Here is a 25,888-nt window from a genome sequence, read left to right as displayed (position 1 = left end):
CAAGGAGACGTTCATGTCCCTGCCCGCCCTGCTCGACCGCCGCCTACGCATCCCGCTGGTGGCGGCCCCGATGTTCCTGGTCTCCAACCCGCAACTGGTGCTGGCCTGCTGCAAGAGTGGCATCGTCGGCAGCTTCCCGGCGCTGAACCAGCGCGAAAGCAGCGGCTTCAAGGCCTGGCTGGAAGAGATCGAGGCCGGGCTGGCAGCCGATCCGCAGGCCGCACCCTATGCGGTAAACCTGATCGTCCACAACACCAACCCGCGCCTGCAGGAAGACCTGAAGCTCTGCGTCGAGCATAAGGTGCCCATCGTCATTACCAGCCTGGGCGCGGTACGCGAGGTGGTTGATGCGGTGCACAGCTATGGCGGCCTGGTATTCCATGACGTCACCACCCGCCGTCACGCCGAGAAGGCAGCGGAAGCGGGAGTCGACGGCCTGATCGCAGTGGCCGCCGGCGCGGGTGGCCATGCCGGCACCTGGAGCCCCTTCGCACTGATCGCGGAAATCCGCCAGTTCTTCGACAAGACCCTGCTGCTGGCCGGCTGCATCAACCATGGCCACGAGATCCTTGCCGCCCAGGTGCTGGGCGCCGACCTCGCCTACCTCGGCACGCGCTTCATCGCCACCCGCGAAAGTGCGGCTTCGGAGGACTACAAGCACATGCTGCTCGACGCTCGCGCGGCCGATATCGTCCACACCCCTGCCGTCTCCGGCGTACCGGCCAGCTTCATGCGCCAGAGCCTGGAGGCCGCTGGCTTCGACATGCAGCGCCTCAACGACAAGGGCGCGCTGAATTACGGCGAAAAGCTCAAGCCGGTGAGCGACGAAGCCAAGGCATGGAAGACCGTGTGGTCTGCGGGCCAGGGCGTGGGCGACATCCGCGATCTGCCGGCGGTGGGCGAACTCATTGCGCGCCTGGATCATGAGTACCGCCAGGCCCTGACCCGCAGCGCCGGCTTGTCCAACCAACTGCTGGTCTGAGCTGCGGCACCGCTCACGATATATCCGCCGGGGCCGCTTGTTGGCCCCTGGCGGCCCGATTACGCTGTAGCGATTTCACCGTAGCCACAAGACAAGGATGCCCAGATGGACCAATCCCGCTTCAAGATCGTGTTCGACGGCGCGCTGATGCCGCAGACGCCGCTGGAAACCGCCAAGGAAAACCTCGCTCGTCTTTTCAAGAGCGACGCATCGAAGATCGAAGCGCTGTTCAGCGGCCAGCCAGTCGTGCTCAAGCGCGACCTGTCCGATGAAGAAGCCAACAAGTACCTGCGCGCCCTGCACGGCGCCGGCGCCAACGCCCGCAAGGAAGCCGAAGGCATTACCGGCCTGAGCCTGGTGGAAACCGAAGATCATCCCAGCGAAGCGACACTGGCGGCCCGGGCTGCCGGTGAGTCGACCGACAATGAGCGCATGACCTGCCCCAAATGCGGTCACGAGCAGGCGTCCTCAATCGAATGCAGCGCTTGCGGCATCGTCATCGACAAGTACCTGGCGCGCCAGGCCGAACTGGCGGCCAGCCCGGCAACTGCCGTCGCAGCTCCGGCCAATGCCGCCTCCCCCTATGCACCGCCACAGGCACAGGTCGGCGACGAGCTGCCGGAATATGGCGAGCTGAAAGTCCGCAGCCTGTCCGGCCGGATCGGCCGAGTGCGCTACCTCGGATGGTCCGCCGCGCTGTCCTTTATCGCTTTCGGCGCTTACCTGGTCGCCAGCCTGCTGATGGCCGTCTCTCTACCGCTGGGCGTCGTCGCCATCGCCGCGGTGGTGATCGCCGCCATGGTCTTCAGCGTGCCCATCGGCGTGCAGCGCCTGCATGACCTGGGCTGGTCCGGCTGGCTCTGGCTCGCCTTGATGGTACCGTTCGTCAACGTGGTCCTCAGCCTGCTGATGCTGTTCATGCCGGGCGAGCAGAGCGCCAACCGCTTTGGCCCGCCGCCGCCGCCCAACAGCACTGGAGTCAAGGTCCTGGCCTTCTCCTGGCTGCTGTTCCCGGTGTTTGGCGGCATCCTCGCCGCCATTGCGATCCCGGCCTATCAAAGCTACGTCGAACGCGCCCAGGCGGCGCAAGCCTCGCAGTACCAGCAAGGCGACGAAGCTGCCGATCCGGCGGCCAGCGCAGAGCCGTCCGATGGCGATTTCAGCAGTGGCGACACCGAAGGCGGTGACTCGGACCAGTAATGCAACAACCCGTGGCGGGCGTGGTCGAACGCCACCCCGTCACAGAGACTCCTGAATGCCTCGTTTTGCCCTCATCACCGGCGCTTCCAGCGGTATCGGCCTGGCCCTGGCCGAAGCGCTGGCCCGTCGTGGCCAGGCGCTGATCCTGGTGGCGCGCCAGCGCGATGCGCTGGAAACCGCTGCGTGCGAATTGTCGCAACGCTTCGGGGTGGAGGTGCTGTTCCGCGCCTGCGACCTGTCCGAACCGCTACAGATCTCGGGCCTGCTGCACGAACTGGAGCAAAGCGGGCGACAGATCGAACTGCTGGTGAACAACGCCGGCGTCGGCACCTCCGGCGCCTTCATCGACCAGGATTGGCCCCGCGAGCAGGAACTGCTGGAGCTCAACGTACTTGCCCTGGCGCGCCTGTGCCACGGCATCGGCGCCATGATGGAGCGCAGCGGCGGCGGGCGCATTCTCAACGTCGCCTCCATGGCCAGCCTGCTGCCGGGCCCCTGGATGAGCAGCTATTACGCCAGCAAGGCGTTCGTGCTGCATTTCTCCGAAGGTTTGCGCGAGGAGCTCAAAGACCGTGGCATCAAGGTCTCGGTGCTGTGTCCGGGGCCGACCCGCACGGCCTTCTACCGCAATGCCGACCTGCGCCTGGGCAAACTCGACGACGGCAAGCGCGTCATGTCTCCCGAAGAAGTCGCCTTCCTTGCGGTAAAAGCGCTGCGCCGTGCGCCGGCCCTGATCATCCCCGGCTGGCGCAACCGCCTGTTCGCTTGCGGCGTGCGCCTGCTGCCGCGCTGGGTCATGCGCAAACTGGCCGGGCGCATCAACCGGCTGGCGCTGGCCGGTTGAGCCGGCACTGGGCATAGCCTGAGCGCGGACGCTAAACTCCTGCTCCTGCCCACACGCAGGAGGAGCCTTTCGTGGACTGTCTGTTCTGCAAGATCGTTGCCGGGGAAATACCCGCGCGCAAGCTTTACGAAGATGACCAGGTCATCGCCTTCCATGACATCGGCCCGCAGGCGCCGGTGCATTTCCTGGTGATCCCGAAGAAACACGTTGCCACCCTCAACGACCTGACCGAGGCGGACAAGCCGCTGGCCGGCCACATCCTTTTCACCGCCCAGCGCCTGGCGCAGGAACAGGGCTGCGAAGAGGGCTTCCGCGTGGTGATGAACTGCAACGACCTGGGCGGCCAGACGGTGCACCACATCCACATGCACGTGCTGGGTCAGCGGCAGATGCACTGGCCGCCGGGCTGATCGCCGATAGCCGATCAGAAGAAGCTGCGCGCACCTCGGCAAGACCTGTCATCCGCCATCCGGTAAACTGCCGGCGAATGTTCCTTATCGGAGGTGCGCCATGTCCGCCGACCGTCACTACTCCCCCGCCGACCGCTTCCTGCTGCAGGCCGATGCCGCTCTGCGCACCCTGCTGCCGTTCAGCGGCCATCCGGGACGCCCGTCGCCCGCCATCGTACAGCCCGACGCCGAACTCAACGAGAGCGACGCCCGCCATGTCGCCGGCCTGATGCGCATCAACCACACCGGTGAGGTCTGCGCCCAGGCGCTCTACCAGGGCCAGGCACTGACCGCCAAGCTGCCCAAGGTACGCAAGGCCATGGAAGAAGCCGCCGACGAGGAAGTCGATCACCTCGCCTGGTGCGAACAGCGCATCCGCGAACTGGGCAGCCGTCCGAGTGTGCTCAACCCGATCTTCTACGGCCTGTCCTTCGGCGTCGGCGCTGCCGCCGGACTGATCAGCGACCGCGTCAGCCTGGGCTTCGTCGCCGCCACCGAGGACCAGGTGTGCAAGCACCTGGATGAGCACCTGGCGGAAATTCCCGCCGAGGACCAGAAGTCCCGCGCCATCCTCGAGCAGATGCGCGAGGACGAGGAGCACCACGCCACCAGCGCCATCGAGGCCGGCGGCCTGCGCTTCCCGGCGCCGGTGAAGTTCGGCATGACGCTGCTGTCCAAGGTGATGACCAAGTCCACCTACCGGATCTGACCGCTCCCTGGAGCGATGCACCTGCGTCGCCCCAGGAGATTTCCTGGCAAAACGGTAAAATTTCCCAAGCTTTTTCCGCCATCTTTCGCCGCACTTTCGCAGCGAGGATGCTGCTCCGGCTGATCACCCATCCGGAGTTTCCATGCGCTTCATCCCACGCCTTTCCTGCCTGCTTGCCCCGCTCTGCCTGACCCTTTCCGCCGCCCACGCCGCCGATGCCCACTGGTCCTACAGCGGCGACCAAGGCCCTGCGCACTGGGGCGACCTGGGCAGCGCCCTCTGCGCGAGCGGCGCGGAGCAATCGCCAATCGACATCGAGAAATCGAAGATCGAGCCGAAGAAAGTGTCGGCCAACGAGCTGAAACTGCATTACGGCAAGACAGCCCTCACCCTGCTCAACAACGGCCACACCGTCCAGGCCAGCGCGGCCGATGGCGATACCCTGACCTACAAGGGCACCGAGTACCGTCTGCTGCAGTTCCACTTCCATACGCCCAGCGAACACCAGTTCAACCACCGGCCATATCCGATGGAAATGCACCTGGTGAACCAGGACAAGGACGGCCACCTGCTGGTACTGGGACTGATGATCCAGCAAGGCCACGAGAACAAACAAATGACGCAGCTGTGGAAGCACCTGCCAACCCAGCACGGACAAGAGGCGCCGCTCGCCGCCGCGCTGGCGCCCGACCTCGCCCAACTGGTCCCGGCGGGCAGCCATCACCTGTTCTACCACGGCTCGCTGACCACCCCGCCGTGCACCGAAGGCGTGCAGTGGGTGCTGTTCGAAAAGCCCATCGAGCTGTCGAAGCAGCAGATCCAGCAGTTCCAGGCGCTGTTCCCGGACAACCATCGCCCGATGCAGTCCGATACCGGCCGCGAAGTGGACGAGGACTGATCGCCCCCAACGAAAAAAGGGCGCCTGTTAGGCGCCCTTTTTTGTTTCTGCTAGCGGCTGTGACGAGCGAGAAGCTCAATCAGCGCGGCATGTTGCGCGCATAGAAGATCTCCAGCATCTCGTGCCGAACGCGCTCCTCCACCTGCTTGCGCTGCTCGGGCGAGAGGTTGCTCGTGGCATCGCCGAACAGATAGTTGTCCAGGTCGAACTCCTTGAGCAGCATCTTGGTGTGGAACAGGTTCTCCTGGTACACGTTCACGTCGGTCATCTGGTAGGCCTCGTACGTGTCGTCGGAGAGATAGTTCTGGATCGAGTTGATCTCGTGGTCGATGAAGTGCTTCTTGCCTTCCACGTCGCGGGTGAAGCCGCGCACGCGGTAATCCACGGTGACGATGTCCGAATCGAACTGGTGGATCAGGTAGTTGAGCGCCTTGAGCGGCGAGATGACGCCGCAGGTCGACACATCGATGTCCACCCGGAAGGTCGCGATGCCTTCCACCGGATGGATCTCCGGATAGGTGTGCACGGTGATATGGCTCTTGTCGAGGTGCGCCAGAATGGTTTCCGGTAGCGGCCCCGGGGACTCCTCGATCTGGCTGTCGGTCGGGGTGACCGGCTGCTCGGAGATCAGGATGGTTACGCTGGCGCCTTGCGGATCGTAATCCTGACGGGCGATGTTCAGGATGTTTGCGCCAATGATGTCGACAACATCGGTGAGGATCTGCGTGAGACGCTCGGCATCGTATTCTTCGTCGATGTACTGCACGTAGGCCTGCTGGTCTTCAGGCGTCTCGGCATAGCAGATGTCGTAGATGTTGAAGCTCAAGGTCTTCGTCAGGTTGTTGAACCCGTGGAGCTTGAGTTTGCTTTTCACCGTGGGAGAACTCTCATCTAATGCGGCTCTGCCGCGTGGTTGAGCATGCCCGTCAGATGCGTACGGCGGCACCTGCGTAGGACGGTTTACACCTCTTCGCGATGGCGATTGTGGTTGCTTGGTTTCGGGCCGGATGGCCCTGAAAAAAGGTGGCGCATTATGCAGAGGTCAGGCGACCTCTGCCAGAGTTTGCGCGCCCTTGATGATGAAAGGATGAAGACGGCTGTCAGCCGAGTTCCACGATCTCGTAGTCGTGGGTGATCTCGACGCCGGCGCGGCCGAGCATTATCGAGGCGGAGCAATACTTCTCGGCCGACAGCTCGACCGCGCGCTTGACCTGCGCTTCCTTCAGGCCACGGCCCTTGACCACGAAATGCACATGGATCTTGGTAAACACCTTAGGGTCTTCGTCGGCGCGCTCGGCTTCAAGGAAGGCCTCGCAGCTCTCCACCGGCTGGCGGCCTTTCTTCAGGATGCTGACCACGTCGAAGTTGGTGCAGCCGCCCAGGCCGAGCAGGAGCATTTCCATCGGGCGCACGCCCAGATTGCGACCACCGGCATCTGGCGGGCCGTCCATCACCACGACGTGGCCGCTGCCGGACTCGCCAAGGAACATTGCCTCGCCCGCCCACTGGATTCGCGCTTTCATTGCAAGGAACTCCGCCGGAAAAAAGGGGCGACAGCTTATCACAGCCCTCTAGCACGCCCAGCGGGCGCGGTCGCTGTTACCCAAGTCTCATTTCCACACGGCGAGTATGCATTTATCACTTAAGCTGGCGCCGGTTTACTGGCACACTCTCAGAAATTGCCCGCACGAATGTTCCAGCTTTCCGATTGTTGGTAACACATCGTCTGTTAAGCTCTTGCGGATTTACGTACACGCAAGAATGCTCAGCAAGGCAATCATGCCGCCCTGGGGATCGAGGGGGATCACGCCAGGGACGCACGGCACTAGAGCTGAACATAAAAAATCATTAGCGCCTGTTGTGCAAAGGCCACTCTTTCTACTTTCCGGGACTCGGGCATGGTAGCTATTACCCTCACACCCAAAATCAAGAACCTCGACAAATTGCTCGCGCACTGTCATCGCCGCCGTTTCACCGCCAAGAGCACCATCATTTACGCCGGTGACCGCTGCGAGAGCCTGTTCTTCATCATCAAAGGGTCGGTCACCGTACTGATCGAGGATGATGACGGCCGCGAGATGATCATCGGGTACCTCAACACCGGCGACTTTTTCGGAGAGATGGGGCTCTTCGAGAAGGAAGGCAGCACCGGCCAGGAGCGCAGCGCCTGGATCCGCGCCAAGACCGAATGCGAAGTTGCCGAGATCAGCTACGCGAAGTTCCGCGAGCTGAGCCAGCAGGATCCGGAGATTCTCCTCACCCTGGGCAGCCAGATGGCGGACCGCCTGCGCAAGACCACGCGCAAGGTCGGCGACCTGGCCTTCCTCGACGTCACCGGTCGCGTCGCGCGCACCTTGCTGGACCTGTGCCAGCAGCCGGACGCCATGACCCACCCGGACGGCATGCAGATCAAGATCACCCGCCAGGAAATCGGTCGCATCGTCGGCTGCTCTCGCGAGATGGTCGGCCGCGTGCTCAAGAGCCTGGAAGAGCAGGGCCTGGTGCATGTGAAAGGCAAGACCATGGTGGTCTTCGGCACCCGCTGAAGAAACGCCAGAAAGCAAAAAAGCCGGCAATTGCCGGCTTTTTTGTGTCCGCAGGAAGCGTCAGTCCGGATCGGCGCCCAGCTTGACCTTGCTGCGCTCGGGGAAGAACAGGCGCTTGAGTTCGGTGCCCGGCTCGTCGGCACGCATGAAGGCTTCGCCAACCAGGAAGCCGAACACGTCGCTGACTTCCATCAGCTCGACATCGGCGCGGTTGAGGATACCGCTTTCGGTGATCACCATGCGCTCGCGCGGAATCTCCGGCAGCAGGTCCAGGGTGGTCTCAAGGCTCACCTCGAAGGTGTGCAGGTTGCGGTTGTTGATGCCGACCAGCGGGGTGTCCAGGGTTTTCAGCGCGCGCTCCAGCTCCGGGGCGTCATGCACCTCCACCAGTACATCGAGGCCGACATCCTTGGCCACCGAAGCCAACTCGGCCATGCGCACGTCATCCAGCGCCGAGACGATCAGCAGGATGCAGTCGGCGCCGATGGCGCGGGCTTCCACCACCTGGTACGGATCGATCAGGAAATCCTTGCGGATCACCGGCAGCTTGCAGGCCGCGCGGGCTTCCTTCAGGTAGGCATCGCTGCCGAGGAAGAAGTCGATGTCGGTCAGCACCGAGAGGCAGGTAGCCCCACCCTCTTCGTAGCTGCGAGCGATATCAGCAGGGTCGAAGTTCTCGCGAATGATGCCCTTGCTCGGCGAAGCCTTCTTCACCTCGGCGATCACCGCAGGCTCCCGTCGCTTGGCGCACTCCAGCATGGCGCGGGCGAACCCACGCGGGGCGTCCGCCGTACGCGCCAGTTGCTCCAGCTCGGCAAAGGCGACACGGGCGCGGCGTTCGGCGACTTCTTCGGCCTTGCGGGCCAGGATTTTCTGCAGAACCGTCGGCACGCTCACTGTGCGTTCTCCTCTCGGTAAACGGCGGTAAAGGCCGCCAGCTCTTCCATCTTCTCCCGCGCCAGCCCCGTGTGCAGGGCGTCGTGGGCCAATTGCATGCCTTCGTGCAGGCTGGTGGCCAGGTCGGCTGCGTAGAGCGCGGCGCCGGCGTTGAGCACGATCAGTTCGGCAGCCTTCTGCCCGGCCTCGGTCTTGCGCCGGCCAAGGGCATCACGGATCAGTTCCAGCGACTGCTGCGGGCTGTCCACGGTCAGGCCGATCAGGCTCTGGCTCTTGATGCCGAAGTCTTCGGGCTGCACTTCGTATTCGGTGACCACGCCATCCTTCAGTTCGGCGATGTGGGTCGGTGCAGCGAGGCTGAACTCGTCCAGGCCATCGCGCGAATGCACCACGAGGATGTGCTCGCTGCCCAGGCGCTTGAGTACCTCGGCCAGCGGGCGGCACAGCGCCTGGCTGAACACGCCGACCACTTGGTGTTTCACGCCGGCCGGGTTGGTCAGCGGGCCGAGCATGTTGAACAGGGTGCGCAGGCCCAACTCGCGGCGCGGGCCGGCGGCGTGCTTCATGGCCTTGTGGTGGACCTGGGCGAACATGAAGCCGACACCGACGGTCTCGATGCAGCGCTTCACCTGGACCGGCTTGAGGTCCAGGTAGATGCCGGCGGCCTCCAGCAGGTCGGCGCTGCCGCTCTTGCCGGAGACTGCACGGTTACCGTGCTTGGCGACCTTGCCGCCCGCTGCGGCGACCACGAAGGCCGCCGCCGAGGACACGTTGAAGATGTTCGCGCCGTCACCGCCGGTGCCGACCACGTCGACCACATGCTTCAGGCTGTCCAGTTCGACCTGGTCGGCCAGCTCGCGCATCACCGCCACGGCGCCGACGATCTCGTCGATGGTCTCGCTCTTCATGCGCATGCCCATGAGGAAGGCGCCGATCTGCGCGTCGGTGCACTGTCCGGTCATGATCTCGCGCATGACGTCCTGCATTTCCTCGGTGGTCAGGTCCAGCTGGTTGACCACGCGGCTGAGGGCTTCCTTGATATTCATGCGCGCACCCCGCCGGTCTGCTTGAGGAAGTTGGCCAGCATCTCGTGGCCCTGTTCGGAGAGGATCGACTCGGGGTGGAACTGCACGCCCTCGACGTTCAGCGTCTTGTGGCGCAGCCCCATGATCTCGTCGACCGAGCCGTCTTCCAGCGCCGTCCAGGCGGTGATTTCCAGGCAGTCCGGCAGCGTCTCGCGCTTCACCACCAGGGAGTGGTAACGGGTCTGGGTCAGCGGGTTGTTCAGGCCGGCGAACACACCCAGGTCCTTGTGGAACACCGGGCTGACCTTGCCGTGCATGACCTGGCGCGCCCGCACCACATCGCCGCCGAAGGCCTGGCCGATGGACTGGTGGCCCAGGCACACGCCCAGCAACGGCAGCTTGCCGGCGAAGCGCTCGATGACTTCCAGGGAAACGCCCGCCTCGTTCGGCGTGCACGGGCCGGGAGACAGGACGATGCGTTCGGGGTTGAGCGCGGCGATCTCGTCGACACTCAGCTCGTCATTGCGAATGACATGGATGTCGGCCTTCAACTCGGCGAAGTACTGCACCAGGTTGTAGGTGAAGGAATCGTAGTTATCGATCATCAGCAGCATGTCTGCTCGAACCTCATGATTGCACTGCTTTCGGATCGCGCCATCGTCAACACCCGATGCGACCTCGCGGGCTGCGCGAATCTGGCAATTATGCCAGCGGATGGGAGAAATGAACGCGTAAGAAGAGACCGGCGCTATGCCGGGAAAGAAGGAATCAGGCGCGCCAGCGCCAACGGGCGAATGCCTTGAGGAGGGAGGTGATGATGCGGGTGCGGTGGATCACGGTTGCGGTCTCGCCTAGCGATGGCCGAACAGTAGCCCAAGGCCGGGCGCCAGCGCAATACGCGCGGCGCCCCTGCCGACGAAGGTAGGAAGATTCAGTGGCAAGCTTCGAGGGCGGCACGCAAGCGGGATTCGTAGGCCAGGTGCTGCTGCCGCTCGGCCAGCAGCGCGCGCACCTTGGTTTGCAGATCGTCCGCCGGGCGCAGGTCGGCGGTGGCGAATCGAGGGGTTTCGACAACCGGCGCCTGGCACGGTACCGGGACGGGAACGCGCACTTCCACCGGCGCCGGCGCCGGCGCGATGGAAGTGCAGCCCGTCAGGAGCAGCACGGGGAAAACCCGCAGCAGCTTCACGGCAACAGCTCCTGGTCGATCAGTTGACGGATCACGGCGCACTCCTCGCCTTCGCTGCGCTCCAGCAACAGCCGGCTGGCAGCGACCTCATGGCTCTGCGCCTGTTCGCGGGCCAGTGTCAGAGCGCGCTCGGCGGCGTCCGCACGCTGGCGGACAGCCTGCTCCAGCGCTTCGACCTGGGTGTTCTGCAGCGCCAGCTTCGATTCCAGAACTTTGCCGGCATCGCTGCAACGACCCTGCTCCAGGTGCAGCCTATCCACCTGCCCACCATAGAAGCGCGCGGTCAGCCAGCCACCGATACAGCCCCCCACCAGAAAGCCGGTCAGGCCCAGCGCCAACCAGAAGCGGCTCATTGCAGAACCTCCAGCGCACGGTGCCAGAGCTGCGCCCGTACCTCCAGGCCATTCAATCCCCCATTGATGCGCCGGGTGACCTCCTCGAAGCGCGCTCCATCGGCCAGCTCATTGAGCCCGTTGCGCTGCCACCACCACGCGGCAGACCGGCACGCCCAGCGCGGCTCCGCCAGCAGCTGCGGGCGGGCAACCAAGGGCTGCGCCAGCCCTTCTCCGACTGAGCGGTAGTTGCTGCGTCCGGTCACCTGCAGCAATCCGCGCCCACGGAAGCGCCAGCCATCGCCGGACGCCTCATCGCCATTGCCGTTGCGCCCGGCATAGACAAGGTTGGCGATGCGCTCCGGCTGGTACGCCACCTCCCGCGCCAGCGCCGTGGGCGAGCCATCGGCGCGGCGGAAGCGCCGCGGCCAGACGGCAGCCAATCGCTGGGAGCTGTAGGTCAGGCTTTCCACACAACGGGTCAGCTGAGCGCTCTCGTACCCGACCTGGGCGAGGAAGGCGGCAACGCGCGGCGGCGTGTCGACGCCGAAGTCACGCATGGCTGCATCGAGCGCCGGCAGAAAAACGCCCGCTACGGAGCGGGCGTTGGGCAGGATCAGCAGAAGCTGGCGTTCGTCGATGAGCATGTCAGCTGCCCTCCCCTGCCAGTGCCTTGCCGTCGCTCCCGCCATTGCACAGCACGCTGGTCGTCCAACCGCTCGCCTGGTAGTGCTGGGTCACGGTATCGACCAGATAAACGCCGTCGACTCCGGTCTTGAATCCGCTCAGCTCGACCAGGCACTCCGCGAAGAGATCTGCGCGGCCCGGCAGTTGCAAACGGACGCCGGCGGTCTGCCGGTTGAAGTCCGCAAGTCTCGACTTGGCCAACTGCTGAGCTGCCGTCTCATTGGCCTGGACATGGCGCTCGACGTACTCGGCCAGTACCTTCTTCGGCGCATTCGGATTTGCCGCCGTCACCGTGCGCAGAGTGCCGTCAGGTCCCTGGAAAGGCACGACCACCTTCGCGACCACCTTGCGATCGTCCAGGGTAAAGGTGAACGAGCTGACATCCCCGCGCAGGAGGCGCACGTTGTCCAGCGCCTGTCCCGAAGCACTGCGGCCCGCCTGACGGGGCATGACCAGCAACTTCAGGTCAGCGATCTTCGCCGTACAGTCGTACTGCCGCGCCAACCGCGTGATGAAGTGATAGTCGGACTCATTGATCTGGTCCGCGCGCGCAATTCTCGTCTTCACTTCGCACTCAGCCTTCCAGCCGTTGCGCTCGGCAATGCGGGCCACCACTTCGGCCAGTGTCACGTTCTCCCAGCTGTCACTGCGAACGGACTTGCCGGCATTGCGCGAGTCGCCGGACTTGGCCTTGATCACCAGCGTATCTGGCGCGCCGCTGAAGGTTACGGTGTCCACTGTACAGCGCCCCATCGGCGCGACACCCATTTCGTCATAGCCCAGGTACAGTTCCAGTTGCGCGCCGCGCCGCGGCAACACCACAGTGCCGGCGCGGTCGTCGAGGGTGAGCGACAGCGTGTCCGATTCCAGGCCGTGTTTATCGGTCACTTCCAAATCGAGCACGCGGTCATTGACCTGTGCCGTGATGTCGCGCCCATCGGCGACGATGCGAAAGACAGGTTTCATAGGTCACCCGAATGAAAAAGCCCCGCGCTTGCGGGGCCTGGATGGAACAGCCGAATCAATCCCACAAGCGGACCTGCGGGTTGTCCGGCACCGCCAGGTCGGGCATGCGGATCAGCACGCCGGCACGCAATGGTTGCGGCTCGTCGGCCAGGCCCGGATTGGCATTGAGCACAGCTTCCACGCAACCCCTGAGGTGGCCGTAACGCTGATAGCAGAGCTGATCCAGGACGTCGCCATTACTGCTGCGATACATCGTTGTCGTCGCCATAGCGGCTGAACTCCAGTTCGAAGGCTTGATTGCGCGGGGCCCCATTGGTGAGCAGAGCACTTTGCGTTTCGATGACCTTGGTCAGGCACCAGGTTCCCAGGGGATCCCCATAGCCACTGATCAGGCTCACCGGCTTGCCGCTCAAGGCGATTTCGCGCAACAGGTTCGGGTTCTCCCATCCCACGCGCTTGCCCGAGACCCGCGACAAGGCCGGCATGATCGTTCCCTTCAGCGACAGCGTCTCCGAACCAACGCCGACATACTGCAACGCCCCCCGGCGGCCTAGCCGCGCCTGGTCCTTCCAGGTGAGCTGGCTGGTACGTGTCGCCGACTCGAACGGTACCGTGTCGATATTGAAGTAGAACTGGGTCTGCGAACCCAACACCGTCATGACCAGCAGATGCGGCTGGGGGATCGCGCACATGAAATCACCGGGCGAAGGCTTGGGCGCCAGTACCGAACTGGGCAGTATCGAACCCAGCGAATCACCGACCTTGCCGATGACCTTGTCCACCGCCTTCCTGGCCCGGTCCACCTGTTCGCCCAGCCCCTGCATGCGTTCATCGATGCCCTTCAAGGCTCGCGTAGCGCTGTTGTAGGTGTTGACCACCTTGTTGACCTTGACCTGCGCGCGCTCGATGCCCTGCATCGCGCGCTGAACCTTGCCCGCCATCTCCGGCGAAACACCCGGCAAACCTTCCAGTTCGCCGGCCGCCCCGCGGATGTCACTGACCGCGCCGTTGACCGGCGCGATCACCGTGTCCAGGTCGCGGCGGCCATCCTCGGCAGCCCGGGCCAGCTGCGACAGGCCGTTCTGCATTTGCTCCCAATACGCCATATCGCCTCCTTAAACCACGACCGGATCGAACAGCGCATCACGCTGCCGTTCCAGAGAGAAGTCCGCCAGCAGCTGCCGCAACCTTGGCAGCAGGTCATTGGCCAGCTGGTTGGGATCGTTGAGGTTGCCGGATACGTTGATGCTGATCTGCGGGGCGAAGGTCCAGTTCTGCGCCCGGTCTGGGGCCAAGGCACCGCTGACAGGGCCGGAATCGCGCGGTGATGGTTGCACCAGCGCTTGCCCCGCGTCGCGGGATGTGCCCGATTTAGCCGCCGCCCCGTCGTCACCAGCGTCCTGGCTCGCCAGGATGCCGAGGGTGGCCCCGATCAGACTGCCCACCGGGGAAAACACCAAGGCGGCGAGCAGCCCTCCACCTACGACGCTTCCGACCGAGGGTCCCACCGCCGGAGAATCTGCCGGAGCACCAACGGCTTCCCCCATAGCACGCCAACGATCAGGCAACGACTCCCGGGGAGAGTCAGGGCTGATCTGAACAAGCGTCTGGTGCTGCAGAGTCTGGCTCAGAGCCTGCCCGAGCGATGGCAGGCGCGCTGTCGCCGAAGCATTGGGCGACGACTTCTCACCCGCCAGGCGCTCCCGAAAATAATCGATCAATGTTCCAGGAGATCGCAGCGGACCCAAATCCAGCGAACGAATGCCCTGTGCTTGTCTTTCGTAGCCCAACTCCGCAGCAAAGTCGGCAACCAGCTCCTGCGCCAGACCGAACTGAAGCGTTGCCAGAGCCATTCGCGCGCCATCCAGGGAGGCTGCCCGAGTCAAACCTGCGGCAACGCCTGTGGCCAACGGCAACCCCGCGTCCATTGTCCTCAGGCTAACGCTCCCGCCGGCCTGGAGCATGCCGCCCAGGGCATTCTCCGCAGCGTTACGCCGCCCCTGCACGGTATTGCGTCGCGCATCGACTGCGCTCTGCAACTCCACGCCCGGATCGACCCGCATCTGCTCGGGACGCTGCAGAACCTGCTTCCAGGAGCGTACGTCCTGCCCGGCGTCCAATCGGCGGACCAACTGCTCGACGGACACGCCTTCCTGCTGGGCGCGCCAGGAAATCACGCCCAGGCCCCGCTCCACGTCCGCCGCATCGCCGTTGCCCTGCTGCAGGATATTCGTGACTAGGCCCACCACAGCTTCAGATGTCAGTGCCTTGCCGTACTGAAGCTTTGTCGCCGCTGGCAGATACTGCAGGCTCCGCTCGAGCGTGAGTCCGGCATTCATCATCAGTCGGACCATGTCCAGCGCAGCGCTGGCGTCCACGCCGCTGCCCCTGGCAGCCGCTTCGACCTGTTTCGCCACCAGGGCCTCGGATGCCTTGCCCGGCACCAAGCCCCCCCTGACGGCAATTTCCTGAATGCGCTGCTCGTACTGGAGCGCATTGCGAAGTCCGAATACCGCGGCCTCCCTGGGACCGGAGAAGGCCTCGGGAATCGCGGATTCCTTCTTGGACCACTCGTACGCTACGGGAGGCAAGGCAATTGTGGTGCTGCCGAGCGGTCCCGTCACGGGTCGCGTCGCTACGGCTCCCGGCTGACGAAGCAGCGCGGCAATTTCTCGGAGGGCTTCAAGTGTCTGCTGAGCCAGCTGGTCCCCGCTTTGCGCCCCGTCGCGCCACGATTGATGCAGATCCAGGGTCGTCGGTGCGCCGCCTGCTCGCTCCGTGGCACGACCCGCGCGTGCACTCTCCAGGCGCAGCAAGGCATCGGCGACGGCCAGACCGAGCGAGTTCTTCAACGTCTCGCCAAGCGACCGCCCCAATGCTTCTCCCAATTCGGGGCCGAGGACTAGCGTCACCCCTGGGCTTTCACTCATGTTCATTTCACTCCCCTCTGAGGACAGGAGGCACCGGAGCACGGTGCCTCCCCACGAACGAACTAGCCCGTCTCATCCCCCAGCCACCAACGCAGGTCGCTGAGGGTCATGCGTTCCAGTTCGCCGGCCGTGAAGCCCGACTCAGCCGCCAGCCGCCGCGCCAACTGGCGCATCCGCGCGAAGCTCATCCGCGTCCTCTCGCACCAGGCGAAAGTAGGCGTGCTGCAGGCGCTGGTAATCGCTGAGCTTGAGCCCCTCCAGGTCCTGGCGGCTCACCTGCGCCAGCGAGGCGAACAATTGCAGTTCGCGCTCCTCGTCGTCGCTGGCGACCTTGCTGGCCAGGCGGATATCGCGCACGGTGGGCGCACGCAGGGTGAGGGCGTCGACCTCGACGCCGTTGCAGGAGGTCGGGCGGGACAGTTTCACCACGGCCGCGTCCTCGGACAGGCTCAGCCACGCGGGCTGTTTGACGGAGTCTTGCATCAGGATTCTCCTCAGGCGCCCAGGTCAGCGCGCAGCGCGGCGAGCTGATCGACGCCGTTGATCTTGCGCACGGAATTGACCGGGTCGATCTCGAACATCTCGCGGCCTTCGATTTCCAGCTTGTAGTAGGTGACCGCCACGCTGTAGGTGCAGGCGGCCAGCTCATTGGCCTTCCACTCGCCCGGATCGACTTCCTTGAGCAGGCCGCGCACGGTGGCGACCACCGGCACGGTGCCGCCCTTCTGGGTCTTGAAGGAGCCGCGGAAGGTGCCATTGAACGAACCCTGGTCGCTCAGGCCGAAGAACTTCATAGCCTCGCGGCGCGCGCCGTTGGTGGTGAACTTGGCTTCCATGGCCTCCAGGCCCATGTCGAGCAGGATCGGGGCGTCCATGCCGCCGGCGCGGTACTCCTGGGTCTTCACCTTGAGGGCAGGCAGGGTCAGGGAGGGCACGTCACCGGCAAAGCTGACGCCGTCGACGAACAGGTTGGTGTTGGTGAGGATCTGCGGAATCATCTGGGGTTCTCCTTAAGCTGCGTCCAGGACTTCGGTGAGCCACTGATCGGTCACCTCGACGCGGAAGTTGGGGTTCTCGGCCGGCGGTACGTCGGTGAAGCGGATGTTCCAGTACACCTTGCCCTGGGCCAGTTGGCTGGCGGTGTTGAGGTCCGGGTCGGCGTAGACCTCGAAGTCGATCACCGCGCCCTGGTTCTTCAGGTCGCGCATGAAGGCCTGCAGGCCCTCGGTGACGTCCTTCACGTAGGTCTTGGTGATGCCGCGGTCGACCGCCCACTTGTGCCCGGCGAGGATCGCGTCCATCACCATGTCCATGGTCCGCACGCGGGTCACGAAGGCCCACTTGGCGTCGCTGGAGAGGGTACGGTTGCCCCACAGGCGATAGCCGTCGTCACGGATGACGGTGGTGATGTTGGCGTTGTTGAGCAGGTTGGCGCGGCAGGTCTCGTCGCCGTCGAGAAACTCGATGGGACGGCCGGTACCGGTGATGCCGAGCAGTTCCTTGTTCGACGGCGAGGACCAGAAGCCGTACTGGCTGTCGGTCCAGGCGAACAGCGCGGCGGCGTTGGCGGAGGCCGGCGCGTTGACGGTGGCGCTGCTGGCGGTATCCCAGTACTGCACGCCCGGGTCGACCAGGTAGATGCGCTTGCTGCCGAACTCGCCGGCGTAGGCGATGGCCGCCTCGTCGGTGGTGTTCGGGCCATCGACGATGGCGATGGCGCGCAGCTTCTCGGCCAGTGCGCCCATGGCGGTGGCGACCGCCTGGGTGGCGGAATGCTTCGGCGCGATCAGCAGGCGCGGCTGGGCGTTGAAGCGCGACTTGCCATCGAGCAGCGCCTGCAGGCCGGTCCGCTGGCCGGCTTCGGTGACGGTGCCGATGATCGCGGAGGTCAGCTGTGCCGCATCCTCGACCTTGGCCACGCCCACCGCCACGACCACCGCGGCGGACTGGGTGAAGATGGCGGTGCAGGACTTGTAGATCGCCGACGCGGTACCGAACGCGGCAGCCGCTTCACGCAGGTTGGTGAGCAGCACCGGCACATCGGCCTGCGCGGTCAGCTTGGCCTCGGGGGTGAAGGTATCCACCAGGCCGATGATCGAGGACGACGGCAGCGCAATGGTGCGCGCACCGACGTCGACATTGGTCACGGTGACGCCGTGAAAGAAGCTCATAGGTTTTCTCCAGACATAAAAAAACCGCCGGGAGGCGGTTGGGTGGTATTCCCTAGCTGCTAGATGCAGAGGGGTAAAAGCTGTATATGGATCGGCAGTATTAGAATCCGACCGCGAACCAGTGCATAGCCAGAGCGATGGGCCCAGTGCCCGCGCTTGGACTAACCATCATTCCGTAGACGGTTGCTCCTGTATTAGAGAATGTACCCAGCGATGCGGCTCCGGCAGCCGAAGCGCCCGCAGTCCAGCCTGTCAGTTGAATACTGCAACAAGTTGTCGGAAAGGCCATTGGAAAAACTAACGAACCGATACCATTGCTACCGGTAGTGACAGTTCCCCACTGCAGAATCACGCCGCTCGGCAATTTTTGATATCCAGTAGCAGATAGCGAAGCTTGCATCCCAGCGGAGTATCGCAGGGCCCCTGTTCCATGTACCGCCCACACACCGCTCTCACAGACAAATCGAGCACTCTCCCCGCCCAAGAGTTTAATGCTGCCAACGATGTTTCCGTCAGGAGATATCTGGCTTCCACTCTTGCTGGCGACTGTGATGGGAGTTAAGGCGCGGCAGTGCATTAAAATAGATGAACCAACCGCTACTTCAGCAACATCGGGGAGAGTCACTGTGTAAGTATTTTGCCCGCCAAGGCCAATGCACGAACCACAGTCAGCTGGAGTTAGTTGCGCCCCTGAACTAATCGATCGACCACTCGCGAGGTTACCCAAAGCGCGCTGGACGAAACCAGTTGTCGCAACACGAGTAGAAACGTCAAACAGCGGTTGAGTTGGTGCAGTAGGATTCCCCAGCAGAGGCGTATTGACATAGTCAAACTCAGGCGAATACACATCTACGGTATTGCAGACCAGCATGCGCTGCCGCCCCTGGCTTACAGCCACCCCCGTGCCGGCGGCAGTCTTCAGCGTCAGGCTGAACGCACCAGTGGTGCGGTTATGCACCACCCATTGCCGGTACACGTTAGGCACAATCACATTGATGTTGGCCGTCAACGCGCCCGTGAACGTCAACATCCCATAGCCGACCTCGTCTGCTGTGAGAGTCACATCGATGCCACCCGCCACCGACTTGCTCATGCTTCCCGTCACCAGGTTGCGGACATAGGAAGTCGTCGCCAGGCGAGTGGACAGATCCCCCTGCGCCGGGTTGGGCGCAGTTGGCGTTCCGGAAAATGCCGGCGACGCCAGCTTCGCCAATCCATTGGTAATGTTCTGGAACGTCAGCGCTGTAGTACCCAGGACAATCGCCCCATCGGTCACCAACTGCCACACGCTGTCCGTCTGCGCGGTGCCGCTTTCCACCGTCACGGTGAGGCCGGGCGTCACCTCACTGTTTTCGTCGGCATCGGTCGCACGTTTCCAGGCGCCGGTAGCGACGACATACAGCCCGTTGTCCACAGCATTGGTCTGGTTCTTCACCAGCACACGGTCACCCGGGGCCAGCGCCACACCATCCACCGTCTGCAGGCCGCTCAGGGTGACGCTTGCCGTGGTCGCTGCTCGCACCGACTGCTTGTAGTCCAGCCGGTTCAGCGCCGTGACGATGGAGTTATCCACATACTCCCGCGTCGCCAACACAACACTCGGGTCGATCTTCAGCTCCACCGAAGCCGCATTGCTGACGATCAGCACGATGCGCACGGTCTGGGTGCGGCCGCTGCCTTCGGCCAGTTGCGGTTTGTAGGACGGTGCGCAGTTGGCGTAGGCGATCAGGGCGCCGGCTTCGTCGTACAGGCCCATCTCGCGGATCCACCAGCCGCCCACGTCCTCGGGGATGACCTGTTCGGCGATGATCTGCGCGCTGTTCGCCGGGTCGACGCTCAGGCGGTTCAGCGGCGCGCGGCGGACTTCGTTGACCAGCTGGGTGCGGCTGGCGTCGGGGGTCGGCACGTTGCCGCCACCATCGCCCACCGCGAGCTGGGTGATTTTCAGGGTGGTGCCCAGCGCGGTGGCGTTCGCCAGCTTGCCGGCACCGATCGTGGTGAGAAGTGCGTAGTAGGTTACTGCCATGGGTAGACACTCAAGCTATCGATGGTGTGTTCCCGGCCCGGCAAGCCGTGGCTGCCGATCGCTTCGATCACGTCCGGGAGGTAGGGGTAGACGGTGACGATGTCGCCGTCGTATTGCCCGGAGCCGACGGTGATCCGCCCCTGGGATTCCAGGCTGATATCCAGCCCGATGAGGTGCCGCGTGAGCGGTTTGGCGTCGTCGATCAGGCGCTCCACCTCCTGGTACATTTCCTCGCTGATGCCACTGTCGAGCACGCCGATGCGCAGGCGGAAGGTGCCCGGCTCGCCCATGGGCGCGCCCTGCCACCACTCGATGATCTCGATCAGGTAACCCAGCGGCTCGATCACCCGCCGCAGCGCGGCGATGGTGCCCTTGTGCTGGTGGATGCGAAACGCCGCGGCCACCGCCTTGCGCTTGACCGTCTCGCTCCAGGCCGGGTCCCAGCGGTCCACCGACCAGGCCCAGGCGAGGTACGGCAGCAAGGCCACCGGGCAGCGTTGCGGGTCCATCAGCTCACGCAGGGGGACCGGCAAATCGGCGACCTGCACGTCGGCCAGGGCACGCTCCAGCGGCGTCGAGTTGATCGGCAGCAGGCGGCTACTCATCCGAACCTCCCACGCGGATCTGGTAGCCGCTGCAGTACGCCGCCTGGGTGGAGTCGAGCACTACGTCGGCAGCCGGTTTGGCCAGCTCGACACGCTGCACGCCTGCCACATGCAGCGCGGCGAACAGCGCGCTGCGGCGGATGTCGCGGCCGATGCGGCGCTGCGTGGCGATATAGGTCTGCAGCGACGCCTCGGCGGCCTGCTGGATCAACTCGGCCTCCGGGCCCGGATAGATGTAGAGCACCGCGTCGACCTGATAGGGCACGATGGCGGCAGACTGCACGGTGAGGCGATCGCCCACCGGGCGCACGTCCTCATCGTTCAGCGCGCGGCGCACCGCATCCAGCAGGTCGGCGGAGGCAGCGCCATTGCCTTCGGAAGACAACACACTGACCAGCGCCTCGCACGGCTGCGGGCTGATCGCCGAAACGTCGGCGATACGTCCATCGGCGCCGAGCGCGAAGGCCACGTACGCATTGCGCGGGCCGGCGACCGAGAGCTGGTCGAAGGCCAGTTGCGTGCGGTTGCGCAGCGAGTCGTCCCCCTCGAGCACGGCCGGGGTCGGCGGCGACGTGGTGGCGTCGGCCTCCTGGATTACCAGGCGCTTGACGTTGTAGCCGGCGGCCAATTGGTCCAGGTCACCCTGGGTCGCATAACCGAGCATCACCGCACGGGCGGCATCGTTGATCCGCGCACGCAGCAGCAGTTCGCGATAGGCCGCCAGCTCCAACAGCTTGACCACCGGATCGGACTCCAGCGCTGCGGTCCAGCCTTCGCCCATGGCGCTGCGGAAATCCGCCAGTAGTTCTTCGTAGAGCGTCTCGTAGTCGAGGACCTCGACGACCTCGGGGGCGGGCAGTTGGGACAGGTCGATCAAGCTCATGCCGCCACCTCCAGGCCGATCTCGTCGCCCAGGTAGACGCCGCGCAGGCGCAGCGACACGCTGCCCGCGACCACCGCCACGACCTGCACCGAACTCAGCCGCAGACGCGGCTCCCAGCGGCCGATGGCACGGGCTACTTCAGCCTGCACCGCGCCCTTCCAGCCTTCGGTTACCGGCAGGTCTACCATGCGCCGCAGACGGCTGCCGTACTCGGGGCGCATGCGCCGACTGCCCAACGGGGTAGTGAGGATGTCCTCGATGGATTGCTTCAGGTGCGCCAGCGCGCTCAGCGGCTGGCCGTTGCGTCGATCCATACCGATCATGGCCGCGCCCTCCGTCGCTCAGGGTGCGCACGGGAAAAGTTGCCCATGGCAGGTCTCCAGAAATGCAGAGGCCCGCACGAGGCGGGCCTGGGTTGGAAGTCGAAGCGACTTCAATGGGTGTGGTGGTTGCTGTTGCCGGCGGTGTCCATGATCGAACCGGTGCTGCTGATATTTCCGTTCACCGTCAGCGCGCCCTTGATAGTCACCGGGCCGGTCAGCTGGATGCTGGCGGCGGTGACGTTCACCGCGCCGGGGTCGATCACCAACTGGGTGCCACCGACCCTTACCGTCGCGCTGCCGGCGGGCAGTTGCAGGTCATAGCGATGCGCCTGCCAGTCGTAGCTCAGTACAGCGCCATCGGGAAAGTGCCAGCTCTCTACCTCGCCTCGATTGTTCGGTGGTGCCGAGGCCGCGCCGAACAGCCCCGGCACGAAGGTGCCCATGGCGGCCATTCCGGACGGGCTGAGCAGCACACCCTGCTCGCCCAGGCTCGGCGCCCGCCAGTGCCGCGCGGCACCGGCCGCTTGTGCGTGCCAGCGCACCCAGGCGCTGGTCCATTCGCCGGAACGCACGCGTACTCGCGCCGCCGCCAGGTCCACGGCCACCACTTCACAGGGTATGACCAGGGCGGCGAGCATGCGGTCGTGTTCCGCACTCACGTAATCCTGATTCATTGCACGGCTCCCGGGTCGAAGTAGTCGCCCTCGTGGCCGGGGCCGGTCTGCGGGTCGACGCCCAGCATGAGGCTCCCCGGCGGCTGGTCTTCCCAGGGCCATTCCGTTTCACCGAGCAATACCGGTTGCTGCCACTCGACCAGCCAGACCCGGCACGTCGCCAGCGCAGGATTCTCGCTGTCCGGCTGGGCCTGGACGAAACTCACCGGCTGCAGTTCCAGCCCCCAGTTCTGGGCGCGCAAAAGCACAGCCAGCGAGGCGACGCTGCGCAGCGCGAGGGCCTCGGCTTGCGCGTCATCCTTGGTTACCAGAATGCGCGCCTGGAGCCGGCAGATCAGTGCGGTCTGCCCATTGCCCGGATCACGGCCGGGCAGCAGGCCGGCGTACTCGAGCGCCAGCGCAGGAAGTGTCGCCGGCACTTGCTTGAGTGGGCCGCGCAGAAACGCGCCGATCTCAGTCAAGCGCGTGGCTAGCGCCTGCTCCACCGTGTCGAGCAGTAGCGCCAGGGTCAAAGGTTGTTCGGACATGTCGTCTCCTTGAAGCATCACTCTTGTCCGCGCTCGCTCGGCGGCAGTTCGCACACACCCAGGCGCTTCGCCGCCCAGCGCTCATAAAGTCCGACGGCGATCTCCGCGCCGGCCGCTGCGGTCAGGCTGCCGATGGCGGCGGCAAGGGTCAGCGAAGCACCGCAGGCCATGGCCAGGAACATCACCGCCATGCCACAGACAATCGAGGCGCCAGAACGCAGCGCCAGCCGGCGCAGCAATCGCCAACCACACAGGCCCGCCTTGTCGGCGCGCCACATTTCACCGCTGATGCCGCCCGCGACCGCGAGCAGGATCAGCCCCCACAAAGGCACGTCGGCCAGGGTCTGAGGTTCGTTGCCCATTGGCTCACCTTGGATAAAGACGCCCGCGAACGGGCGAAACCGGTGGCTATCAGCCAGCCGGGGATGACTGCCGGCGCACTCGCCGGCCACCCGCCGCGACGGCGGGTCGAAAAAACGCGGGCATGAAAAAGCCCGGCTCAGTGGCCGGGCTTTTCGGGGTTTCGCGTTGTGCTCCCTGGGGACGCACCTTTACAAGAATGACTACTTTGTACCCCTCGATTCCCGCCGGGACAAGGCTTCTCGGGGAATGCGCTGCAATACGCAGATGACACACCGCAATGTGCCGTCGAAACGCCGCAACCCAGCGTCGGAAACTTCAGAGATCCTTGCTCATCAGCACAGTAGTGAAGCCGCTGTGCCATTCCTCATCAGGGTAGAAATCGACCTCCGCATAACCGTGCTTGCCATAGAAGGCACGCGCCTGCTGGTTGAAGGTGTCGGTCTCCAGGCGCACGCCTGCATGCCCGGCATCGGCGATGGCGGTTTCGGCATGACGCAGCAATGCGGCACCGACTCCCAGGCGTTGATGGCACGGGGACACGTGCAGGGCATCGATGAAGTCGTTGCGCCAGTCGAGCAGGCCGACCACGTCGCCAGCGATGCAGGCGACCTGGAAGAACGGCAGGCGCTCGCGCACGTAAGCGGCGGTATGCGCGGAGGACTCGAAGCGCGCAATGGCCTCGGGGGTCAGCTCGGGCTTCCAGGTGGCTTCGTAGGTGTCGCCGAGGATGCGCAGGATGGCATCGGTGTCGGCGGGTTCGGCGCGGCGAATGAGGATAGGTGTCGTCATGGGACGCGAGCATAGCGCAACGCACCCCATGGGAAGCACGAAGCCCGGCGCAAGGCCGGGCTTCGGGGAAAGAAAGGAAAAGGTCAGGCGGCGCGGCGCATCAGCCGCGACTGGATGCTCTGGTGCGCCACATGCAGGCGCAGGTAGAAGGTATTGCGGCTGCAGCGGCAGTGCCGGTACTTCTGCGAAGCCTCGCTGTCGCGATTGAGGTAGTGCTCGGTGATCACGTCCTTCTGCTCGTCAGGCAGGTGGTTGATGATCAGGTCCAGTTCCGCGACGCGGTCGAGGATCACCTTGCTACCCCGTGTGCCACGAATCATCTCGCCCTTGTTGGCCATCATCATCGCCAGCAGGTTACCGCCGGCATAACCGCCGCCTGCACTGCCCGGGTTGTGCATCTCTTCGGCCCAGAGCTTGAGCATTTCGTCGATGGGTTTGATCACGGCGTGTCTCCCTGGCGGCTCAGTGCCGCCGCTCCAGTTCGTCGATTGCCTGGCAGTCGATGCAGCGGGTGCAACCCGGCGCGGCCAGGCGGCGCGCCGGCGGGATGGCGTCGCCGCAATCCTCGCAGTACTCGGCGGAGCTGATGGCCGCCGAGGAGCGGCGGCTGTGCAGCATGTCCTCGATGCGCTCCAGCATCAGGTCATTGGCGTAGTCGGCGATGTCAGCCATGGCGCACCTCCGCAATACCGGTGCCTGTGTGTTTGGGTGGTTGATTCATGAAGGTCCTCCTGGCGACGTACCCTCCGTGGTCGCCGAGCCTTCGGCCGCCTGGGTGGTCAGTCGCGATCTATTCGTCGCGGACACCGACTCATCGGACGGCATCCCTTGCCGGTACGCGGGCAGCGCCTCCCTGGCCCACCCGCGTCCTCCAGCCTGCTGCGCAGGCAAACCACGGCTTCCCTGCCGCAGTGAGGGGGAAGCCGTTCGCTTCCCGTCAGCCGAACCGGTTTTCGTCTCTCCGGTGGCTGCTGGCTGTTATGATTACAACCATAGCTATATTTAGTCAATACCAAAGCTATTTACACGCTACAACCCAGGAGGTAGAGTGCCGCCATGGAAAACTCACCCTCATCGACGCTGGCAGAGCGCCTGAAACAGGCGATGGCCTCGCGCAACCTCAAGCAGGAAACCCTGGCCGAAGCCGCCGGCGTTTCGCAGAACACCATCCACAAGCTGACCTCGGGCAAGGCGCAGAGCACGCGCAAGCTGATCGAGATCGCCAGCGCCCTGGGCGTCTCGCCGACCTGGCTGGCCACCGGCGAAGGTGCACCGATGCAAGGCGTCGACACGCCGACCGCGGCGCCCGCCGATGGCAGCCCGTTGCGGCTGGAACCGCTGCACCCATGGGATAGCGATACGCCGCTGGACGAGGACGAAGTGGAACTACGCCTGTACAAGGAAGTGGAACTGGCGGCCGGCGCCGGCCGCACCGCAGTGCGCGAGATAGAGGGGCGCAAGCTGCGTTTCTCCTACGCCACGCTGCGAGCGGCGGGGGTCGATCCAGCCGCGGCGATCTGCGCCCAACTCACCGGCAACAGCATGGAGCCGCTGATCATGGATGGCTCCACGATCGGCATCGACACCGCCACCACGCACATCACCGACGGCGAGATCTACGCCCTGGAACATGAGGGCATGCTGCGGGTGAAGTTCGTCTATCGCCTGCCCGGCGGCGGCATCCGCCTGCGCAGCTTCAACCGCGACGAGTACCCTGACGAGGAGTACCCGCCGGAGCAGTTCGATAGCGGGCAGATCCGCATGATCGGCTGGGTGTTCTGGTGGTCCACCGTGCGCCACCGTCGCGCACCGACCCTGGTTCGCTGAACCCCGTTCGCAGCAGGAAAGCCCCGCTCAGGCGGGGTTTTTCCTG

At 64.6% G+C, this 25,888-nt stretch carries 33 protein-coding genes; 8 read left to right on the top strand and 25 right to left on the bottom strand.

Features of this window, described 5'->3' with window-relative positions; translation table 11 throughout:
- Positions 1-13: 13 nt before the first annotated feature.
- The 6 genes from C167_RS0105960 to C167_RS0105935 all read left to right on the top strand — a co-directional run bounded on the left by C167_RS0105960 (position 14) and on the right by C167_RS0105935 (position 5,082).
- Entirely contained in the window at positions 14-982 is a 969-nt protein-coding gene (locus C167_RS0105960; protein WP_017517347.1) for an NAD(P)H-dependent flavin oxidoreductase, read from the top strand.
- A gap of 105 nt (positions 983-1,087) precedes the next feature.
- Positions 1,088-2,182 (top strand): DUF805 domain-containing protein, encoded by a 1,095-nt coding sequence (locus tag C167_RS0105955; RefSeq protein ID WP_017517346.1) that lies wholly within the window; start codon positions 1,088-1,090, stop codon positions 2,180-2,182.
- 55 nt (positions 2,183-2,237) lie between these two features.
- Positions 2,238-3,026, top strand: a complete 789-nt coding sequence (locus tag C167_RS0105950) for an SDR family NAD(P)-dependent oxidoreductase (RefSeq protein WP_017517345.1) — start codon at positions 2,238-2,240, stop codon at positions 3,024-3,026.
- Positions 3,027-3,097: 71 nt separating this feature from the next.
- Positions 3,098-3,436 (top strand): histidine triad nucleotide-binding protein, encoded by a 339-nt coding sequence (locus tag C167_RS0105945; RefSeq protein WP_017517344.1) that lies wholly within the window; start codon positions 3,098-3,100, stop codon positions 3,434-3,436.
- Positions 3,437-3,536: 100 nt separating this feature from the next.
- Entirely contained in the window at positions 3,537-4,184 is a 648-nt protein-coding gene (coq7, locus tag C167_RS0105940) for a 2-polyprenyl-3-methyl-6-methoxy-1,4-benzoquinone monooxygenase (RefSeq protein WP_017517343.1), read from the top strand.
- Between the two features lie 142 nt (positions 4,185-4,326).
- A complete protein-coding gene (locus tag C167_RS0105935; protein ID WP_017517342.1) occupies positions 4,327-5,082 on the top strand; it encodes a carbonic anhydrase in 756 nt (251 codons plus the stop codon).
- 79 nt (positions 5,083-5,161) lie between these two features.
- Here C167_RS0105935 and speD read toward each other — a convergent pair whose 3' ends face one another.
- Together speD and C167_RS0105925 are read right to left on the bottom strand one after the other, a co-directional pair.
- A complete protein-coding gene (speD, locus tag C167_RS0105930; RefSeq protein ID WP_017517341.1) occupies positions 5,162-5,956 on the bottom strand; it encodes an adenosylmethionine decarboxylase in 795 nt (264 codons plus the stop codon).
- A 226-nt stretch (positions 5,957-6,182) separates the two neighbouring features.
- Complete coding sequence (locus C167_RS0105925) at positions 6,183-6,605, bottom strand: OsmC family protein (RefSeq protein WP_015475289.1); 423 nt, start codon at positions 6,603-6,605, stop codon at positions 6,183-6,185.
- A 375-nt stretch (positions 6,606-6,980) separates the two neighbouring features.
- On the opposite strand from C167_RS0105925, the gene crp reads away from it, so the two are divergent.
- Entirely contained in the window at positions 6,981-7,628 is a 648-nt protein-coding gene (crp, locus tag C167_RS0105920) for a cAMP-activated global transcriptional regulator CRP (protein WP_017517340.1), read from the top strand.
- Between the two features lie 60 nt (positions 7,629-7,688).
- Here crp and trpC read toward each other — a convergent pair whose 3' ends face one another.
- The 23 genes from trpC to C167_RS0105800 form a co-directional block, all read right to left on the bottom strand.
- Positions 7,689-8,525: an indole-3-glycerol phosphate synthase TrpC gene (trpC, locus tag C167_RS0105915; RefSeq protein ID WP_017517339.1), complete on the bottom strand. Its 837-nt coding sequence runs from the start codon at positions 8,523-8,525 to the stop codon at positions 7,689-7,691.
- On the bottom strand, positions 8,522-9,571 hold the full coding sequence (gene trpD / locus C167_RS0105910; protein WP_017517338.1) for an anthranilate phosphoribosyltransferase: 1,050 nt from the start codon (positions 9,569-9,571) through the stop codon (positions 8,522-8,524). The genes trpC and trpD overlap by 4 nt, the downstream gene beginning before the upstream one ends.
- Positions 9,568-10,164: an aminodeoxychorismate/anthranilate synthase component II gene (locus C167_RS0105905; protein WP_017517337.1), complete on the bottom strand. Its 597-nt coding sequence runs from the start codon at positions 10,162-10,164 to the stop codon at positions 9,568-9,570. Before C167_RS0105905 ends, trpD begins: the two co-directional genes overlap by 4 nt.
- A 317-nt stretch (positions 10,165-10,481) precedes the next feature.
- Positions 10,482-10,739 (bottom strand): hypothetical protein, encoded by a 258-nt coding sequence (locus tag C167_RS0105900; protein WP_017517336.1) that lies wholly within the window; start codon positions 10,737-10,739, stop codon positions 10,482-10,484.
- Positions 10,736-11,092, bottom strand: a complete 357-nt coding sequence (locus C167_RS0105895) for a hypothetical protein (protein ID WP_017517335.1) — start codon at positions 11,090-11,092, stop codon at positions 10,736-10,738. The genes C167_RS0105900 and C167_RS0105895 overlap by 4 nt, the downstream gene beginning before the upstream one ends.
- Positions 11,089-11,718: a glycoside hydrolase family 19 protein gene (locus tag C167_RS0105890; RefSeq protein WP_017517334.1), complete on the bottom strand. Its 630-nt coding sequence runs from the start codon at positions 11,716-11,718 to the stop codon at positions 11,089-11,091. The genes C167_RS0105895 and C167_RS0105890 overlap by 4 nt, the downstream gene beginning before the upstream one ends.
- Before the next feature lies 1 nt (position 11,719).
- Entirely contained in the window at positions 11,720-12,724 is a 1,005-nt protein-coding gene (locus C167_RS0105885) for a phage late control D family protein (RefSeq protein WP_017517333.1), read from the bottom strand.
- Between the two features lie 55 nt (positions 12,725-12,779).
- The gene (locus C167_RS0105880) at positions 12,780-12,992 is read right to left on the bottom strand and encodes a tail protein X (protein ID WP_026078831.1); all 213 of its coding nucleotides are present in this window, start codon (positions 12,990-12,992) and stop codon (positions 12,780-12,782) included.
- Positions 12,961-13,830: a phage tail protein gene (locus C167_RS0105875; RefSeq protein WP_017517331.1), complete on the bottom strand. Its 870-nt coding sequence runs from the start codon at positions 13,828-13,830 to the stop codon at positions 12,961-12,963. Before C167_RS0105875 ends, C167_RS0105880 begins: the two co-directional genes overlap by 32 nt.
- Positions 13,831-13,839: 9 nt before the next feature.
- On the bottom strand, positions 13,840-15,660 hold the full coding sequence (locus tag C167_RS0105870; RefSeq protein WP_020379900.1) for a hypothetical protein: 1,821 nt from the start codon (positions 15,658-15,660) through the stop codon (positions 13,840-13,842).
- 135 nt (positions 15,661-15,795) lie between these two features.
- Positions 15,796-16,137: a phage tail assembly protein gene (locus tag C167_RS0105860; RefSeq protein ID WP_017517329.1), complete on the bottom strand. Its 342-nt coding sequence runs from the start codon at positions 16,135-16,137 to the stop codon at positions 15,796-15,798.
- Between the two features lie 11 nt (positions 16,138-16,148).
- Positions 16,149-16,652 carry a phage major tail tube protein gene (locus C167_RS0105855; RefSeq protein ID WP_017517328.1) on the bottom strand — a complete coding sequence of 168 codons (504 nt, stop codon included), beginning with the start codon at positions 16,650-16,652 and terminating at the stop codon, positions 16,149-16,151.
- Between the two features lie 12 nt (positions 16,653-16,664).
- A complete protein-coding gene (locus C167_RS0105850) occupies positions 16,665-17,825 on the bottom strand; it encodes a phage tail sheath family protein (RefSeq protein ID WP_017517327.1) in 1,161 nt (386 codons plus the stop codon).
- Between the two features lie 100 nt (positions 17,826-17,925).
- Positions 17,926-19,851 carry a phage tail protein gene (locus C167_RS0105845; protein WP_017517326.1) on the bottom strand — a complete coding sequence of 642 codons (1,926 nt, stop codon included), beginning with the start codon at positions 19,849-19,851 and terminating at the stop codon, positions 17,926-17,928.
- Positions 19,842-20,456 (bottom strand): phage tail protein I, encoded by a 615-nt coding sequence (locus tag C167_RS0105840; protein WP_017517325.1) that lies wholly within the window; start codon positions 20,454-20,456, stop codon positions 19,842-19,844. The genes C167_RS0105845 and C167_RS0105840 overlap by 10 nt, the downstream gene beginning before the upstream one ends.
- A complete protein-coding gene (locus C167_RS0105835; RefSeq protein ID WP_017517324.1) occupies positions 20,449-21,339 on the bottom strand; it encodes a baseplate assembly protein in 891 nt (296 codons plus the stop codon). Before C167_RS0105835 ends, C167_RS0105840 begins: the two co-directional genes overlap by 8 nt.
- Positions 21,336-21,662: a GPW/gp25 family protein gene (locus C167_RS0105830; RefSeq protein ID WP_017517323.1), complete on the bottom strand. Its 327-nt coding sequence runs from the start codon at positions 21,660-21,662 to the stop codon at positions 21,336-21,338. Before C167_RS0105830 ends, C167_RS0105835 begins: the two co-directional genes overlap by 4 nt.
- A 110-nt stretch (positions 21,663-21,772) precedes the next feature.
- Positions 21,773-22,336, bottom strand: coding sequence for a phage baseplate assembly protein V (locus C167_RS0105825; RefSeq protein ID WP_017517322.1), 564 nt, complete (start codon positions 22,334-22,336; stop codon positions 21,773-21,775).
- Positions 22,333-22,863 (bottom strand): hypothetical protein, encoded by a 531-nt coding sequence (locus C167_RS0105820; protein WP_017517321.1) that lies wholly within the window; start codon positions 22,861-22,863, stop codon positions 22,333-22,335. The genes C167_RS0105825 and C167_RS0105820 overlap by 4 nt, the downstream gene beginning before the upstream one ends.
- 17 nt (positions 22,864-22,880) lie before the next feature.
- On the bottom strand, positions 22,881-23,225 hold the full coding sequence (locus tag C167_RS0105815) for a phage holin family protein (protein ID WP_017517320.1): 345 nt from the start codon (positions 23,223-23,225) through the stop codon (positions 22,881-22,883).
- 316 nt (positions 23,226-23,541) lie between these two features.
- The gene (locus tag C167_RS0105810) at positions 23,542-24,015 is read right to left on the bottom strand and encodes a GNAT family N-acetyltransferase (protein ID WP_017517319.1); all 474 of its coding nucleotides are present in this window, start codon (positions 24,013-24,015) and stop codon (positions 23,542-23,544) included.
- A gap of 83 nt (positions 24,016-24,098) precedes the next feature.
- Complete coding sequence (locus tag C167_RS0105805; protein ID WP_017517318.1) at positions 24,099-24,458, bottom strand: hypothetical protein; 360 nt, start codon at positions 24,456-24,458, stop codon at positions 24,099-24,101.
- A gap of 19 nt (positions 24,459-24,477) precedes the next feature.
- The gene (locus C167_RS0105800) at positions 24,478-24,687 is read right to left on the bottom strand and encodes a TraR/DksA C4-type zinc finger protein (RefSeq protein WP_017517317.1); all 210 of its coding nucleotides are present in this window, start codon (positions 24,685-24,687) and stop codon (positions 24,478-24,480) included.
- 384 nt (positions 24,688-25,071) lie between these two features.
- Here C167_RS0105800 and C167_RS0105795 point away from each other — a divergent pair, with 384 nt between their 5' ends.
- Positions 25,072-25,842 (top strand): XRE family transcriptional regulator, encoded by a 771-nt coding sequence (locus C167_RS0105795; RefSeq protein WP_017517316.1) that lies wholly within the window; start codon positions 25,072-25,074, stop codon positions 25,840-25,842.
- The last annotated feature ends 46 nt before the right edge of the window (positions 25,843-25,888 follow it).

This window comes from Pseudomonas nitroreducens TX1, from assembly GCF_000313755.1.
GTDB classification, from domain to species: domain Bacteria; phylum Pseudomonadota; class Gammaproteobacteria; order Pseudomonadales; family Pseudomonadaceae; genus Pseudomonas; species Pseudomonas nitroreducens_A.
Note: the sequence above shows the minus strand (reverse complement) of the source record. Positions and strands in the feature narration are given on the sequence as shown.